This window comes from Pricia sp., assembly GCF_041745955.1.
Classification (GTDB): domain Bacteria; phylum Bacteroidota; class Bacteroidia; order Flavobacteriales; family Flavobacteriaceae; genus Pricia.
In genome coordinates, this window is the sequence record NZ_JBGTHY010000325.1 from 16,806 (window position 1) to 33,976 (window position 17,171).

Annotated in this window: 15 protein-coding genes; 10 read left to right on the plus strand and 5 right to left on the minus strand. The window is 44.8% G+C overall.

All coding sequences use genetic code 11. From position 1 onward, the window contains the following. Nucleotides 1-3 precede the first annotated feature (3 nt). On the minus strand, nt 4-888 hold the full coding sequence (gene cysM, locus ACEW8S_RS11860; protein ID WP_373518361.1) for a cysteine synthase CysM: 885 nt from the start codon (nt 886-888) through the stop codon (nt 4-6). After that, on the minus strand, nt 881-1,672 hold the full coding sequence (gene epsC / locus ACEW8S_RS11865; protein WP_373518362.1) for a serine O-acetyltransferase EpsC: 792 nt from the start codon (nt 1,670-1,672) through the stop codon (nt 881-883). Before epsC ends, cysM begins: the two co-directional genes overlap by 8 nt. 103 nt (nt 1,673-1,775) lie before the next feature. On the opposite strand from epsC, the gene ACEW8S_RS11870 reads away from it, so the two are divergent. Next, entirely contained in the window at nt 1,776-2,453 is a 678-nt protein-coding gene (locus ACEW8S_RS11870; protein WP_373518363.1) for a DUF2461 domain-containing protein, read from the plus strand. A 132-nt stretch (nt 2,454-2,585) separates the two neighbouring features. Here the strand turns inward: ACEW8S_RS11870 and ACEW8S_RS11875 are convergent, their stop codons facing one another. Continuing rightward, nucleotides 2,586-2,990, minus strand: a complete 405-nt coding sequence (locus tag ACEW8S_RS11875; RefSeq protein WP_373518364.1) for a glyoxalase — start codon at nt 2,988-2,990, stop codon at nt 2,586-2,588. Between the two features lie 166 nt (nt 2,991-3,156). On the opposite strand from ACEW8S_RS11875, the gene ACEW8S_RS11880 reads away from it, so the two are divergent. Genes ACEW8S_RS11880 through ACEW8S_RS11890 form a run of 3 tightly spaced genes read left to right on the plus strand, consistent with a single transcriptional unit; the run spans nt 3,157 to nt 5,873 of the window. Further along, complete coding sequence (locus ACEW8S_RS11880; protein ID WP_373518365.1) at nt 3,157-4,512, plus strand: NAD-dependent succinate-semialdehyde dehydrogenase; 1,356 nt, start codon at nt 3,157-3,159, stop codon at nt 4,510-4,512. 29 nt (nt 4,513-4,541) lie between these two features. Then, nucleotides 4,542-5,438 carry a DUF72 domain-containing protein gene (locus tag ACEW8S_RS11885; RefSeq protein WP_373518366.1) on the plus strand — a complete coding sequence of 299 codons (897 nt, stop codon included), beginning with the start codon at nt 4,542-4,544 and terminating at the stop codon, nt 5,436-5,438. A gap of 39 nt (nt 5,439-5,477) precedes the next feature. Continuing rightward, nucleotides 5,478-5,873, plus strand: coding sequence for an acyl-CoA thioesterase (locus tag ACEW8S_RS11890; protein WP_373518367.1), 396 nt, complete (start codon nt 5,478-5,480; stop codon nt 5,871-5,873). A 3-nt stretch (nt 5,874-5,876) separates the two neighbouring features. On the opposite strand, the gene ACEW8S_RS11895 is transcribed toward ACEW8S_RS11890, so the two are convergent. Further along, entirely contained in the window at nt 5,877-7,160 is a 1,284-nt protein-coding gene (locus ACEW8S_RS11895; RefSeq protein ID WP_373518368.1) for a dipeptidase, read from the minus strand. Nucleotides 7,161-7,303: 143 nt separating this feature from the next. On the opposite strand from ACEW8S_RS11895, the gene ACEW8S_RS11900 reads away from it, so the two are divergent. The 6 genes from ACEW8S_RS11900 to ACEW8S_RS11925 all read left to right on the plus strand — a co-directional run bounded on the left by ACEW8S_RS11900 (nt 7,304) and on the right by ACEW8S_RS11925 (nt 15,805). Continuing rightward, nucleotides 7,304-7,717, plus strand: coding sequence for an Hpt domain-containing protein (locus ACEW8S_RS11900; RefSeq protein ID WP_373518369.1), 414 nt, complete (start codon nt 7,304-7,306; stop codon nt 7,715-7,717). An 8-nt stretch (nt 7,718-7,725) separates the two neighbouring features. Then, on the plus strand, nt 7,726-8,097 hold the full coding sequence (locus ACEW8S_RS11905) for a response regulator transcription factor (RefSeq protein WP_373518370.1): 372 nt from the start codon (nt 7,726-7,728) through the stop codon (nt 8,095-8,097). 1 nt (nt 8,098) lies between these two features. Continuing rightward, the gene (locus ACEW8S_RS11910) at nt 8,099-10,690 is read left to right on the plus strand and encodes a HEAT repeat domain-containing protein (protein ID WP_373518371.1); all 2,592 of its coding nucleotides are present in this window, start codon (nt 8,099-8,101) and stop codon (nt 10,688-10,690) included. 59 nt (nt 10,691-10,749) lie between these two features. Further along, nucleotides 10,750-12,129 carry a glycosyltransferase gene (locus ACEW8S_RS11915; protein ID WP_373518372.1) on the plus strand — a complete coding sequence of 460 codons (1,380 nt, stop codon included), beginning with the start codon at nt 10,750-10,752 and terminating at the stop codon, nt 12,127-12,129. A gap of 5 nt (nt 12,130-12,134) precedes the next feature. Further along, nucleotides 12,135-14,474 carry a sulfatase-like hydrolase/transferase gene (locus ACEW8S_RS11920; protein WP_373518373.1) on the plus strand — a complete coding sequence of 780 codons (2,340 nt, stop codon included), beginning with the start codon at nt 12,135-12,137 and terminating at the stop codon, nt 14,472-14,474. A gap of 62 nt (nt 14,475-14,536) precedes the next feature. Beyond that, the gene (locus tag ACEW8S_RS11925) at nt 14,537-15,805 is read left to right on the plus strand and encodes a YaiO family outer membrane beta-barrel protein (protein WP_373518374.1); all 1,269 of its coding nucleotides are present in this window, start codon (nt 14,537-14,539) and stop codon (nt 15,803-15,805) included. A 9-nt stretch (nt 15,806-15,814) separates the two neighbouring features. On the opposite strand, the gene ACEW8S_RS11930 is transcribed toward ACEW8S_RS11925, so the two are convergent. Beyond that, on the minus strand, nt 15,815-17,125 hold the full coding sequence (locus ACEW8S_RS11930) for a hypothetical protein (protein ID WP_373518375.1): 1,311 nt from the start codon (nt 17,123-17,125) through the stop codon (nt 15,815-15,817). Between the last annotated feature and the right edge of the window lie 46 nt (nt 17,126-17,171).

Here is a 17,171-nt window from a genome sequence, read left to right on the forward strand (position 1 = left end):
TCTTCAAACAAAAAGATCCGAAGAAAGATACCGATCCCCGCGATCGCAGATGATGGAAACGATGACTCCACTTTCGAGCGTATCGGCCAATCGTAAGGCAGCTACGGTAGCCCCACCGCTACTCATGCCCGAAAAAATACCTTCTTCCTTGGCCAAGCGTTTTGCCATGGCGATGGCCTCGTCCTCACTGACTTCCAATATTTGATCGACTTTACTAGCGTCAAAAATTTGCGGTAGATATGCTGGGGGCCACTTGCGAATGCCGGGTATGCTAGAACCATCGGTAGGTTGGACCCCTACAATCTGAACCTCCTTATTTTTTTCCTTGAGATAGGTCGATGTGCCCATTATCGTGCCGGTAGTGCCCATTGAGGATACAAAATGCGTTACCTTGCCTTCTGTGTCCCGCCAGATTTCGGGTCCAGTGCTTTTGTAATGAGCCTTCCAATTATCGTCGTTGGCGAATTGGTTGAACATCACGAAACCATGGTTGTTGACCTTGTCCTCCGCGTAGTCCCTTGCCCCTTCGATTCCTACATCAGCTGGAGTCAAAGTCACCTTCGCCCCATAGGCCTGCATGGTCTGCACCCTTTCTTTGGTACTGTTTTCAGGCATTACGAGTTCAATTTTCAATCCGTAGCTACCGGCGATCATGGCCAAGGCGATACCTGTATTGCCGCTGGTCGCTTCGATGAGTCTGGAATTTTTGTCAAAATCGCCACGCTCTAATCCGCTTTGGATCATGTTCAGGGCAGCCCTATCCTTTACGCTGCCTCCGGGATTATGGCCTTCCAATTTGAACAATAAAGAAACATTGGGATTGGTGTTCAATATATGGGATTCAACTAGCGGCGTGTTACCGATAAGGTCGAGGATGGATCTAGACATTCGGAAAGGTTTTGATTTTGATTTCAGGGGTGTGGAAAACCGTGGAATTTTTTGGCACCGAAGCGGTCAACCAGGCGTTTCCGCCGATTACGGAATTTTCACCTACAACCGTATCCCCACCTAAAATCGTGGCACTGGCGTAAATGGTTACATTATCTTCAATAGTCGGATGGCGCTTCGTCTTTTGCAAGTGTTTGGCTACGTAAAGCCCACCTAAAGTAACACCCTGATAGATTTTCACATGATTTTTGATGATGGCCGTTTCCCCGATAACGACACCTGTACCATGATCAATATGAAAGGAATCCCCGATCTGCGCACCCGGATTGATGTCTACCCCTGTTTGCCGATGCGCATATTCGGTCATTAACCGCGGTACCAAAGGAAACCCTTCCATATAAAGCTCATGTGCCAGCCGATAGATGGCAATCGCATAAAAGCCGGGATAGGCCATATAGACCTCTTCGATGGATAGGGAAGCGGGGTCGCAATTGACCGTAGCCTCCGCATCAAGGTTCAAACGGCGCAAAATTTCTGGAAGCTTTTCGACATAGGAATCCCAAATTTTCTTACACGATTTATCCACGTCCCAGCAGGCGAGATCCACAAGTGCGTCGAATTGGTGTTCCAAAAGTTTTAAGTTCTTTTCTACGGGTGTGTCGATATCGAACAAGGTATAAAAAAGGGTATTGGTAAAGTCCTCGGTCTTTTCCTTGAGCACATATCTCAAATTAGGCTGTTTCTTGTGCCGGTTTATTTTTTCTATAATCGATTGTTGGGTCATATTTCTATGTTGGTTTGTCAAAATTAACCATAAATTTAAATGCGCTCCCTCTTCATTGGTTAACTTTAGCGCAAATATCAATTAATCACAGGATTTTAGACGAATGTTACATCCCGCAATTACGAAAGAGGCCCTTTATTTTTTAGACCAGCTGAAAAAGAACAACGATAGGGACTGGTTTACCGAGCATAAAACTGAGTTTAAACGGCATGAAAGCGACGTCAAGGATTTTTATACCTTGGTTATGGATAATCTTAAAGTCCATGATCAAATCGAAAAGATGAAGATGTTCAGGATGTATCGGGATGTCCGTTTTTCTAAGGATAAAACACCGTACAAAGCTCATTTTGCCGCTTCTTTTCACCGTTTAGGTACCCAAAATAGGGGCGGTTATTATATACGTATCAAACCCGGCGAGACCTTTATCGCCACAGGATTTTGGGGTCCTGAAAAAGAAGATCTGTTCCGGATACGGAAGGAATTTGAATTGGATGCTTCGGAAATGCGGAAAATCTCCAATGAAAAATCCTTCAAAAAAATATGGGGCGAACTAGAGGGCGATGCGGTGAAAACGGCACCTAATGGATTCGATAAAGATCATGAAAATATTGACCTGATACGACAGAAGCAATTTATATTCCGGCGGAATTTTACGGATGCAGAGGTGCTATTACCTACTTTTCTCGATGAAATCGATACGTCATATAAGGCCATTCGACCCTATTTCGATTTTATGGGCGAGGTTCTCAGCACAAACCTGAATGGGGAATCGGTGATCTAAGTGGAGTTCGGAAGGGGAATTCAGCTTAAAATTCTCAATTTGGCTTCGGGTCTTCCCGGTCTGTGTCCACAGGCAGGTTAAACCATCTTTGCATGAAAAACCATATGGGTTTTAGGCAAAGGCCTTGAAGGGTCAGACCAGGGAGACCTCCTCAAAAAGTTGAATCTGGTCCTTAAGCCTCTCCACGACCATGTTCATCATACGCTTGTTCAAGGCCGAGGAATTTTTGATGTAGGTTTCGTATTCTTCCAAAGTGAATTGGCCGATGACGGTTCCCTTCAGTGAATTCCTGAATTTCATATCTTTTTGAACGGCGTTTTCAATATACTCGAAGCGTTTTTGTGTCGGAAGTTGATGAAAGGCGTTCTTGTATTTCACAATATAATTCCTGAACATGACAACAAAAAGTGGATTTTGAAACTTGATGATCGGTCTCAAGGTTCCGTTCTGGAATTGTTCGCCCTCGCTCATATTTTGGGTAACCCTGGCAGAAGGAATTTCAGGGCGGATGCCAAGTACTAAGTTGCATCGATCCATAATAGCTGTTTTTATAAAGATAATGGATTCGATGTTGTGCGCTATCCTTTCAGTACAATAGTTTTTAACCGCGTTATGAACACCGTATGATTCCTGTTAAAATGCTACTAATCGATTTGATAAAGCGCAAGGATATTGTTAGCTTTAGTTCAAATCGAAAAATGAAATGAAGGAATCTATAAATCCCTATAATGGGAAAAAGTTATATGAGTTTAAAGAACTAACGGATAAGGAATTACATAAAAAAATTGAAGTAGCGCATAAAGTTTTTCAAATTTGGAAAAATACAGGTTTCGACGAGCGTTCCAAACTAATGCTAAAAGCCGCAGAGAACCTAAAGAAGAATACGGACAAATATGCCAAGATCATGACCCAGGAAATGGGCAAGCCCATTTCCCAATCCGTTGCCGAGGTCGAAAAATGCGCTTGGGTCTGCGAGTACTATGCCCAGAACGCTGAAGAACAGCTTCAGGATGAAAGTATCGATACGGATGCAGACACTAGCTACGTCAGCTATGAACCCTTGGGGGTGGTATTGGCCGTAATGCCTTGGAACTATCCCTTATGGCAGGTTTTTCGTTTTGCGGCGCCCAATCTAATGGCGGGCAATGTAGGTGTTTTGAAACACGCATCCAACGTCATGAAATCTGCCGAGATGATTCAGGAAGTTTTCGAAAAAGCAGGATTTCCAAAAGGCTGTTTTCAGAACCTCGTCATCGGGAGCGATAAAATACCGTCCGTTCTTGAAAATGGGCATATTAGGGCAGTTACCTTGACAGGGAGCAAACCGGCCGGAGCCTCGGTGGCCTCCATTGCAGGAGAAAACATCAAAAAATCGGTTTTGGAACTCGGTGGGAGCAATGCGCTCATCGTTTTTGCGGATGCGGATATCGACAAGACGGTGGACACCTGTGTCAAGGCTCGATTTCAGAATACCGGCCAAAGCTGTATCGCCGGTAAAAGACTTCTGGTACAGGCCGATATCGCGGATGACTTTATGCAAAAGTTCATTCTAAAGGTACGGGAGCTCAGAAGTGGCGACACTATGGATGCCGATACGTATATCGGAGTATTGGCTCGGGAAGATTTGGCCGAGGATATCGAAAAACAGGTCAACGATTCCATCCAAATGGGCGCAAAACTGGAAATCGGCGGGCAGCGGAACGGCACCTACTTCGAGCCGACCGTACTATCGGGAGTTACCCCTAAAATGCCCTTGTTCAAGGAAGAGACTTTTGGTCCGGCTATAGGAATTACAATTTTTAAGACCGATGAAGAGGCGGTAAAACTATCCAACAACTCTGATTTTGGCTTGGGTGTATCCATTTTCACCAAGGATATGGAAAGAGCTAAAAAACTCGCGCCCCAATTCGAGGAAGGTGCCGTTTTCGTCAACGAATTGGTAAAAAGCGACCCCAGACTCCCCTTCGGCGGCGTTAAGGTTTCCGGGTATGGTCGGGAGCTTTCAGGGCATGGCATTAAGGAGTTTATGAACAAGAAAACCGTGTATATACTAAAATAGAATCCAAATTCAAAAGCAAACACCGTCCCATGAAATTCGGAAAAGTAGAACAACCAGAACTCATAGACTTTAGCCTCCCAAAAGATCATCCGGATACGGCAGTCATTCTCTCTAAACAAAGTGGGGATCAACCCTTCAAGGTTCATGTCGGATGTGCCAAGTGGAACCGACAGGACCTGAAGAACTTCTACCCGCGAGGCACAAAAAACGAGCTCGAATTTTATTCCAGCCAGTTCAACAGCATCGAACTCAATGCGACATTTTATAGGATGTTCCCACCGGAACAATTTGCGAAATGGGGCGATACTACGCCCGATAATTTCAAGTTCTTCCCGAAACTCGTACGGAATATCAGTCATTTGCGACGATTGGATGATCAAGTGTATCCCATTTTGGATGAATATCTTATTGGCGCTGCCAACCTTAAGGATAAATTGGGCACGCTCTTTTTGCAGATGCACGATAATTTCGGGCCAAAAAATTGGGATAGGGTAGTGCGCTTTGTGGAACATTGGCCGGAGGAATTCCCTTTGGCGATGGAATTTCGGCATACGGATTGGTTCAACGATGACAAGGTCGCCCAAGAACTTTATCACGTGTTGGAAGAAAATAACATCGCCAATATTTTGGTCGATACGGCCGGGCGTAGGGATATCGTGCATATGCGCATGACCAATAACGAAGCTTTTATCCGCTACGTAGGCGCCAACCACGAAAGCGATTACGCTCGATTGGACGACTGGGTAGAACGTCTGGCAGTTTGGAAGGAACAAGGCTTAACGAACATCAATTTCTTCGTACACCAGAATATGGAGTTGGAATCTCCCCTTTTATCCGCCTACTTTATTGCGAAATTGAATAAAAAGCTGGGCACGGATCTTCATATTCCGAAAACTCTGGGAGATGATGGACCAAAGCTGTTTTAGGAGTGTTTTCTTTAATAATTTCGGAAAATAAATACCGCTATGAGATTCCACACTAGAAAATGGGTCAGGCCCGGAGATTTAAATGCCAATGAAACCCTTTTCGGGGGCCGTGTATTGGCCTGGATCGACGAAGAGGCCGCGCTGTATAGCATCATCCAATTAGAAAATAAGCGTATCGTCACCAAATACATGTCCGAAATCAATTTTATGAGTACTGCGGTCAAAGGCGATATCGTCGAAATCGGTATAGAGGTAGTGAAATTTGGAAAATCGTCCTTGACCTTAAACTGCGAAGTCCGTAACAAGATGACGCGAGAGACCATCGTCACCGTTGACAATATCATCATGGTCAACTTGGGCGAAGATGGAAAGCCCAAACCCCATGGCAAGACTAAAATCGAATTTGTTAGAGATCGTTTGGTGGACGAAGGATGAGGCCTACCGCTGCTTGCTGGCAAAAGTCTGGACGTCATCCAAAACCCGAAGCAAGTTCCCGCCCCAAAGCTTGGCAATCTCTTTCTCGGTATAATCGCGGTTGACCAGTTCTAGGGTTACATTGAACGTTTCGGAGGCGTTGGACCAGCCTTCGATACCACCGCCACCATCGAAATCGGAACTGATACCAACATGATCGATGCCTATCAAATCGACCATATAGTCGATGTGATCCACGAGATCAGAGACGTTTACGGCCGGTGGGGCATCGTCTTTGTCGACCACACTTTTTTCCGCAATGTCTACCACAGCCGGATAATTCTCCAAAAAATCTTCTTTCTGTTGTTCGGTCAAGTTGCCGAAATCCGAACGTTTGTGCCAGACCACATCCATGGAGTCGGCTACCTTTTTGTAGATACCATCCATATAGTCTCTACGTAGGGAATCTTTTTCCGTGTTCAGATACGATGAAAATGCGACGGTCTGTACGACCCCGCCATTTTCCTTCATGCGTTTTAGCTGTTCATCGTCCAAGTTTCGACTGTGGTCGCAAAGGGCCCGCGCAGAGGAGTGAGATGCAATTATCGGGGCTTTTGAAAGTTCGACCATCTGCAGCATCGCCTCTTTGGATGGGTGTGATACATCGATCATAATTCCCAACCTGTTCATCTCTTTTACAGCAGCTTTTCCGAGTTCACTTAAACCATTATGCAACCACACGCTATCCTTTTCCCCGGTGTTGGAATCGCTGAACTGGCTATGGCCATTGTGCGCTAGGGAGATGTAGCGCGCACCTAAATCATGGTATTTTTTGAAGTTTAACATGTCCTCACCCATCGGATATGCATTTTCAACACCGATCATGGCCACTTTTTTACCGGTGGAATCAATACGGCGAACGTCATCGGAAGTTAGTGCCAATTCGATTTTATCCGGAGCGATCTCTTCGCAGAGCCGATGTATGGCCTTGAACTTGGCCAGGGCATTTTCCTCCGCTTTGGCGTAGCCTTCAGTACTTAGGGTGTCTTGCCCGGTGTAGACGATAAGCCAGCTTACATCGAGTCCCCCTTCCCGCATTTTGGGAAGGTTGACCTGCGTTTCAAGCCTTTGGGTGTAATTGATACTGTCCGTAAAATTATTGACATTGATGTCGTTATGGGTATCTACCGTAATGGTTTGTTCATGTATTCGCATGGCTTTTGTCTCGAGACTTTCCTCGGCTTTCTTTTCCTTTTCGGAACAGGATAACAGCGCCGAAAAACCGAATAAACAGATAAAATACTTCATTTATGAGTGTATTTATAAGGATTAAACCTACAAATAAAGCCATTTGACAACAGATATACCAGCCTAGGTAACATTTAATTGCTTAAGGGCCTATTTATGGGGATTTTTACTCTCCAAATCTTATTAATCCAAATACCCAAAAATTGAGAACAAAAAACCTACTTGACCAACGGCTACTTTCCGGTACTTATCCCGATAATTTATCCATCACCATCGATCTGAATCCCATCTTGGAAGAATGCATGGGCGAAATGGACCTTTTGCAGGAACTGGTCTCGCTCTACCACGAAAATGCACTGGAATTTATCGGGGCCGCTAGAATACATTTGCCCAATTCAGACTTCAAGGAACTGGGCCTGGCCGCCCATAAAATCAAAGCCGGGTTGGCCATGATGCGCACGGATAGCCTTCACGCCATCGTCGTATTGGTGCAAAAGGAATGCGACGGGGACCAAGACTCGAAGCACCTTCAGTTTCTCTGCGATTGCTTTACCGAGGAATATCCACCGGTAAAAGCATCCATCGACGCAGCGCTGGCCAACCTAAAGCAAGGATAAGTCAGGGCATGGAAAAGAAAAAACTCTTATTGGCCGAAGATGACCAGTTACTGGCATCGCTCTTGACGTTCCGACTACAAAAGGGCGGGTACGAGGTACAACATAGTGCAGACGGAAAACAGGTGAAGGAATATCTATCGCAAAACACGCCCGACATCATCGTAAGCGATATCATGATGCCCTATTTTTCGGGTATGGAGCTCATCGCCTATGTGCGCAAAGAGCTTAAATCACAGGTACCCATCATCATCATATCATCGGCCGGCAACGAAGAAAATGTACTGAACGCCTTCGAACTGGGTGCTAACGATTTTATTTCCAAACCGGTGAGTCCCTCTGAACTTCTCGTCCGTGTGGCCCGTGAACTGAACAAAACCTGATTTGCAGCTACCGAACCTTACATATGGTATTCATACGCTGATCACCGCCCCGCAGATCGATACTGACCTGTTATGGTGGCTTTCGACCTTTTTCGTTGTATTGGCACTCTTGTATTTCATCTCGGTCTTTTTCTTTCGGAACAAAATATCTTCCAATTCAGCGCGGATCAAGCAGCGGAAAACCGAACTAGCACCTATGGTTAGCGAATTCTTGTTTTATGAGAATGATGCGGACAAGACCGAAAAATCAAATTATATTGGATTAAAGATCGCGATACGCGATTTGCTCAGGGAAGATTTCAATAGGAAAATCTTGACCCAAATATTACTAGATCTGCGAAGGGATGTGTCCGGTGATACCCAAAAACGGCTATTCAAATTGTATCAAGATCTCGGACTCGAAAGCGATGCCTTTAAAAAAATGGAAACCTGGCGGTGGGAAGTCATAGCAAAGGGCATTCTCGAGCTGACACTAATGCAAGTGGAGGAGGCCTACCCCTTTATCGTTACCTTCATCAACGACAAAAGGAGTACCATTCGAAAACAGGCGGAGATTGCCACCATTAGCCTAAAAGCAGGAGGAATCTGCTACTTTTTGGATACCACGAACTACAAAATATCAGAGTGGCAGCAGTTAAAATTGTTGGATGTATTGCGGAATAAGGAGGATTTCGAACCGCCGCGCTTCAAGGCATGGTTGACTTCGACCAATATCCATGTGGTACTGTTCGCCCTGCGCCTTATCAAATATTACAACCAAAACGATGCCAATGCCTCACTTATCGAGCTGGTAAAGCACAGAGACCGGCAGGTCAGGCAACAGGCTATCGAATGTATAAAGGAATTTCATATCGTACAGGCTTTACCGACCCTAAAAGGCGTCTTTCCGAAATGCACGGTCGATACCAAACTGGCTATTTTGGGGGCGATTGCGGAATTAGGCGATACCTCGGACATCGAATTTTTGGAAACCGTATCGCAACGGGAAGGTAACTTCTCGGTAAAGAGCAAGGCCGTGGGCGCCATAAACACCATCGCGCCCGAAAGTATTTTGCCGACCGAGAATATCGAACACATCACGGTATATCAAGCGCGGGAAGGACCGGAACGCGTCATACCAGAGGAGCTTCAGGTAATTGAGGACTCCGAACCGAAAACAACAAATGATCAAACATCCAATAACGACCCACTAGTAACACCTACACCGATGGCCAATCCAAAAAAATCCGACAAGCCCCTAAAAGATATAGAGGTAGAAGTTGAAGAGGTGGACGCAGCATCCTTCAAGGACACTTGTACCCCTGAAGTATGCCATTTTGATATTTCGGAAATCCACTTTCTGCCTATTGTGGTAGCCGATGAAACCGGGGCCATATCCCAAATAAAGTTGACCGATGACGGCAACGAAACGCCCCATAAAGACTCCCTAGATATCGAATTCCGTTATAATGAAATTTGTTCCGATCCCTTTGACGGAGAATTGCAGGCCCTTATCACCGAGATCAATGAATTGGACTTTTTGCCCGTTGTTATCGATGATGGGATGTTGACGGATACTGAATCGACCGATGTACTAAATGCGGCAGCATCGGAATCCCTAGAGAATATCGAGGGGTACTCCCTTTCCGATTTCGAGGTGTCCTTCGAAGAAAAAAGCAATGCTGAAGATTGTGAGGAAAACGAAAAAGTAGTGTTCGATTTGGAGGATGCCCCGATTATTGACGTAAAAAGTCCCAAGGTAGAAGATGTAATGTCTTGGTTGATGGCGGACAACGAATTGCGGGAAATAGAAATGAAGCACGAAATCGTTCCCTATCCGTCGGAGGCCGAAATTTCAAATAAACTCATACCCGAGCCTGTTTATTACGATGAGCACGAGGCTTATATGATGGGGCTTCTCGACGACCTTGAAGAACTCGGCGACCTTCGGGAAATTCCCTTATTGGAAGAGCTTAGGGCAGAGGAGAGCAAAAGTTTTATCAAAGAGCGTATTACCGGAATGATAGAGAAATTTGCCCGGGAACAGGTAACGAAGCGAAACGCAAGTTCAAATACGGATAACGAAACAGCTAATCTACCCGTGTTCAGTGTTTTTGCCGACCTTTTTAAAAGCATAGATACGGAATGTAAACTCATTCTTTTGGACGAGATCGTACCCGTAGGCGACGAAAAGGAAATCGAGTTTTTGGACGGTTTGCTCGATAATCCCGATCAAAGCATACGCAACAAGGCACAGACCGTACTCAAACTTTTGATTGCCAAGCTTTCCCATGAGAATCCCGAAGCCATCTACAGGAAAGGGGTATACGATATTGTCGCGGAACAAGGGGTGTCTGATATTGTCGTGGAAAAAGTGTTACATGATATGAATTCGGAAGAAGAAAGCTTCGACCATCTTCTTTCTGAATTGGAGGTGTCTCCCGCCATCGCTCCCGAGATTTTTGAAATCGATTTTGAGCTTTGCGAGGTTTTGGACAAGAACTATGACCAGAAAATATTGGACATTCAGGTAATTGCTATAGAAGTGTCCTCCAACGACAACGGAGGCCCGTTTTTCAATTCGCTGCGCAAATTCACAAAATTGTTCTTTTGATTACGTAAATGGATAGCGAAGCCTACCATATCATTTTAGAATATATAAACCTCGTTTTTATGGGGTTTACGATAACCCTGTTCACGCTGTTCAGTATCATGGGCTATCTTTCCACTAAAAATTCCATCCACTATCGGAAAAAGAACAGTTTCGGCGACCTGTCTAAAGTTATGGCATCGCCCTTGGCACCAAGTATCACCATAATCGCACCTGCCTTTAACGAGGGGTTGACAATTGTAGAGAATATACGTTCGCTCATGTCGTTGCGCTATGTGAACTACGAGATCATGGTCGTCAACGATGGTAGTATAGACGATACGTTGCAAAAGATGATCGATGCCTACGATCTTTTCAAGATAGAATGGGAAAAAGATCCGAACTGGCGTCACAAACCCATACGGGGCATCTATAAGTCGCCGCACCGGGCTTTTTCAAAGTTGACGGTGATCGACAAAGAAAATGGAGGTAAATCCGATGCCCTCAACACGGGTATGGCTCTTTCGACCAACCGTTACGTGGGCTGTATCGATGTCGATTGTCTATTACTACCGGATGCCCTGCTGCATGTGGTGAAGGCCTTTTATCAACGCTCTGAAAAGCGGGTGATTGCCGTGGGCGGGGTAATTCGGGTGGCGAATTCCTGTATCATCGAAGGGGGACAGTTAGAAGAGATACGTCTCCCCAGAAGCTGGCTCGCACGGTTTCAGTTGCTCGAATATACCCGCTCATTTATTTTAGGAAGAATGGCCTGGGGCCGCATCGACAGCCTGCTCATCATTTCGGGCGCATTCGGATTCTTCGATCGCGAAATAGCCTTGGCCGTAGGCGCTTATGATACCGACACGGTGGGGGAGGACATGGAAATCGTATTCAAGATGAGACGATATATGCACGACAACAAGACTCCGTATACCGTTGAGTATATTCCCGATTCTCTATGTTGGACCGAGGTGCCCGAAGACCTGAAACTATTCGTTAACCAGCGGGACCGATGGGCGAGGGGCAATCTGGAAACGCTTTTTAAACATAAGGATATGTTGTTCAATTCCAAATATGGCCGCTTGGGATTGCTGAGTTACCCCTATTGGTTTTTTTACGAGTGGTTGGCGCCCTTGATGGAGTTTTTCGGTTTTTTTACGGTCCTGTTCTTTGCCTATGTAGGCATTTTGAATTGGGATTTCTTTATCGCCATTACGGTCACCATCTATCTGTTCTCGGTTATGTTCTCCTTCTATGCCATTCTTTGGGAAGTTTACAGTTATAACGAGTACAAAAAAACCAAGGATATTCTGATACTCATGTTTTGCGCACTGGTAGAGCCGCTATTTTTCCACCCGATCGTAGTCTGGTCCGCGGTAAGGGGCAACTGTAAAAAACTGTTCCGGGTGAAGGCCGGTTGGGGCTCCCAGGTGAGAAAGGGGTTTGCACAAGCAAGTTAAGAGCTATGAACACAAGCCAACAAGACAGATATTCGCTCAAGCAGTACACTAGATTGATGATTTCTTTCTTTGCGTGTCTTCTTTTGCTATCTATCGGTCAATATACCATCCTTTATTTCAAAGGCGTTCTCGACGGTATTTTTACGGTCAGTTTTCTCATAGCCCTAGTACATCAAATCGGATTTACCTCTATAATGGGAATCATACTGGTGTTTCCTTTTAATTTTTGGGAGAATTTACGTCCGAAATACGGCTTTAACCTGATTTTTGTGCTGTTGATACTTCTGCTTATCATCGAGGCCATGCTCATCGGTTACTATTGCACCACGTTGGTGCCCTTGGGATCTGACCTTTTGGGATATAGTTTTTCCGATATCAAAATGACTATATCCAACTCCGCCAGTTTGGCCACATCCCTTTATTTATTGGCCGGGGTCATAATCCTCATGGCCTTGTTTTTCGGGCTGTACCGAATTACCTCTAAGTTCTACAATGGCATTAGCCGAATGTACCCGTTCACGATAATACTCTTCAGTCTTTTTGTAATGACCCTTTTTTCCGAGGGGAAACCTATTAATCAGAACAAGACGCAATATTTGGCGGTCAACCTTTACAAAAGTTCCACGCAAGACCACACCTATATGGCCGATGTGGAATACCCTTTGATAAAAAGGCCCGAAAATGAGGATGTTATCGGGGAATTCTTTGAACTGAAAAAGGAAAAACCCAACATTGTATTTATCATGGTGGAAGGGCTAGGAAGGGATTTTGTCGGTGAAGGTGCCGAGTATGAAGGGTTCACGCCGTTCTTGGATTCCTTGACCACCAAGTCGCTGTATTGGGAGAACTGTTTGAGCAACACAGGAAGAACTTTAGGGGTCTTGCCCTCGTTATTAGGCTCCCTGCCCTTCGGTAAAAGCGGCTTTATGGAATTGGAGGAATATCCCAATAAACTGACCTTGTACAGTATTCTAAAGAACAATGGCTACCACACCTCCTTTTATCAGGGCACCAACAGTTCTTTCGATAACGTTGAAAAATTTCTTCGCAGCGAGAATATAGATTTTATTTTGGATAAATCCGGTTTTGGAAAAAACTATGCCTTGGCCGAGGAAAACAGTGGCAGTTTTACCTGGGGATATCCCGACAAGGAGCTCTTTAAGAAAACGATGGGTATGAACAGGGAAAAGGACCAGCCTCGATTGGAAGTATATATGACCATCAGTACCCACGAGCCCTTTACGCCGCCCAATCAGGAGCACTATGAAAAAGAGGTAGCAAAAATTCTTTCGCAAAGAAGTTTCGATTCCAGCAAACGGAATGTCATTGAAAAAAACGATAATATTTTTGCTTCCCTATTATACACCGATCAGGCCCTGAAGTGGGTAATGGATGCCTATAAAAAACAGCCCAACTACGATAATACCCTATTTATCATTACCGGCGACCACAGATTGATACCCATACCGATGCGCAATGAGCTGAGCAGGTTCCATGTGCCCTTAATCATGTATAGCCCGCTGTTGAAAACTACACGTAAAATGAGCGCTATTTCATCCCATTTTGACGTGACGCCGACGGTTCTGGCCCTGTTGAACGGAAAATACGAGATGAAAATGCCAAAAAGGGTCGCTTGGATGGGAAGTACCTTGGATGTCAACGAATCGTTCAGGGGCATCAAGGATATCCCCCTAATGCGCAACAAAAATCAACTTAAGGATTTTATCAGCGAAGAAAAATTTTATAGCAATGGGAAGGTGTTGGAGATAGATGAACACATGAATTTGTCCTCATCGTTTTCAGGGGAGTCCAAACTTGAGAGCAAGTTGCAAGGTTTTTCGGCGATGAACAACTATGTGACTACCAAAAATAAGATCATACCCGATAGTCTGGCCATCTTCACCATTCAAAAGGAAAAGTTTACCGATAGCGAAACCGTATGGATCAATAGCGTTTATAACGGTCAAAACTCCGACAAGGCCTATATCACGGCCCGGGAATTGGCCTTCAAAAGTGAATATGACCGGTCGCTGCTGCTATGTCGCTACATACTATCCGAAGTTCCCGGAAATATCGATGCTAAAATATTGACCGGAAGAATCAATGCGTGGAGAGGCAAACTTGATATATCGATTGATATCCTAAAAAAATGTATTCAAGAAAACCCCGAATACATTGATTCCTATTCCGCCCTGTTCGATGTTTATTATTGGTCCGGAAGGTATAAGGAATCCTTGGAACTGGTGGAGCTTGTTCAGCGAAACAGCTCTAATGTCGGTGAAATTGAGGATAAAATAGCGAGGGCAAGAAGGCTTGCCAAAAAACACGGGGTAGCATCCCGCTGATAAAAATAGAAGGCCTACAGGGCCGCTTTAAAATATAAATGATACAAAAACGTATTTATTCGGTGCTTTTATTCACACTGTTTCTTTTATGGGGCAGTGCGCAGGATACCGCGTTTACCGATACCGAAGAAGTCTCGTATGCCGCTGCCTATAGGCTGGCGAATGAAGGCGACCCTTATTCGGCAGAGGAGCTCTTGGTTCAAGTACTTGAGAAAACCCCAGATAATATTGAAGCCCGCTCCTTACTGGCCAGCACTCTGAGTTGGAACCGAAAGTACGATGACGCAAGGGACGAATTCAATAAAATTACATCCAAAGAACGAAAAAACAGGGCGGTTTGGATTTCTGCCATTAAAAACGAATTATACGCAAAGAATAACGCCACGGCACTAGGGCTTGCGAACAAAGCCTTATCTTATTTTAAGGAAGATGCCGAAGTAGAACGGTTAAGACAGTTTGCATTGGAACATGTTGGAAACCAAAAATATGCGGAAACAGGATGGTTCAATCAAAACAGCGGTCTAAAATTGACCAGCCCTTCTAAAAACAGTCCAGAAAAGAAAAGCAAGGCCAAGGAAAATACAACAGAAAAAGAGGAATTTAAAAATCGATTTTCGGTTAGTAATTCGTTTACCGTATTCGACGACCGATATGAACCCATGATATTTTCAGGTATTTCGTTCAAACACCAGACAAAGTACGGAAGCGTAATACCGAGCATCAACTACGCCAATCGTTCCGCCAAACAAGGCCTACAGTATGATGTATCCCTATATCCCAAGCTGGCAAAACGTATGTATGCCTTTCTGAACTATGGCTATTCCAATGCCTCGATCTATCCCAACCATAAATTTGCGGGGGATGTCTATCTGGGGCTGCCCGGGGCCATTGAAGTTTCGGCCGGCGGCCGTCATATCATTACGGATACCAGAAATGTAAGCTCAATTACCAATTCGTTGGGCCATTACAGGGGCAATTATTATATCTCGCTACGATCCTATATTACACCAAAACCGGATGGCCTGACCAATGTATCGGGCAATATTTTGGTTCGTAAGTATTTGAGGGATGCCGAGAACTATTTTGGGGTAAATGTTGGATTGGGTTTCTCGCCGGAATTAAGGCAACTGACCTCCGGGAATGAATTGTTGGCAGAGACACTTCTATATGTGGAATCACAGCGATTGAGCTTGGCCTATCAATTTACGGCGAAGAAGAGCCCGAATATTTATGCGACCAATGTAAGCGTGAGACGGCAAGAATTGGCTTTTGAATCCGGCAGCTTTATTTGGGCTATATCGGCAGGGCTGACCTATAAGGTGAAGTTCTAGGCACTTAAATTACTTTGATGGCTTTTCGTTGGTGTCCGGATCAAACACCCATTTGTCGGCATACATACCATAAACAATACCGATTTCATTTTCCTGAACATATTTTTCGTCTTTGCCTTCATCAAAATTCACGTGGTACACGTAGACCTTCACTCCTTGTTCCTTTAATTGCAACATCAATTCCTTATTTTTTTCGATTGCCCGTCGCGATAGGGCGACGTACTTCACATTGTTGACGGCCAAAAAGTTGAGTTTGTCCCCTTTCATACCAAAAAACGGTTTATGCGACATCATGGTATTGATACCGTGTTGCGAGGCTTGCTCCACCGCCATAACACTAAAAAGCTCCATGATCAACCTGCTTTTATCAACAAATGCATTCGAAAAGGCTATCGGGTCGTTCACCTTATCCGTTACCAAAGTAGCATCGGCATGGGCGGTGAACCAGGCGTTTATCCCTTCCATATCTAAAGTCGTATAGTCGCCATAGATCTTTTCCTTCATGAATTCGGCATGCGTAGGTGGTAGCGTTCCCCCGTAATCCGTAAATCGCGACCACATTCCCCAATCGTGTGCCGCTACCAGTTTACCGTCAGCCGTTTCAACGATATCCAATTCAAAAATACGGAACCCCTTGGCATAATTTTGATCAAGGGCATCTTTGGTATTCGTTGATCTTATACCGTTTACCTCACCACCCGCGTGTGCGATATACCGATCGTTATTGGGTTCAAATTCATAACTGACTTTTGGAAAGTAGACTTGTTCATCCGTGATGTTTATCGGAACATCAAAGGTCTCGGTTATACCTATGTCATCGACCTTTTCATATATTTTTCCATCAAAGTTATGCATGATGTAGGCCTGCCTGCTTTTTAAAAGGGCCAATTGCGAGAACCCCAGTCCAGTGAGTTTTTCAGACTGCCCCACCAAGCTCTTGGCTGCGGAGTCGTGAACCAGCAGGGCAAAAACAGCCTTCTTAGTTTGCAATTGTTGCAATACATTTAAAAACTCTGCTGCGGCCACTTCACTGCCATGGGTATCGAAGGTTCGAAATTCAAATTCTTGGGACGTATGAAAGTGGATAAGGGTGAGGCCACGTCCGTTTTGCTCCGTTTGCCCGCCCATCGAAAAGCTACTTCGCTCTTGCGCCGTAAAACCTTTGCTGTTCAGAACCAATTCCTGCGGCTTTGGCGGCTTATCGTGAATAGAACGGGACTCGATATTTGCGAGAGCATCCGATAACGATGACGCGGAAATAATAAGGAATAGCAAAATAGATCGGGATGCCTTGATCAAAAGAGGTGTTTCTAGTTTCATGCTTGGGCTTTACTGTGGTTATTGGATGATAACGTTATTGCAGAAC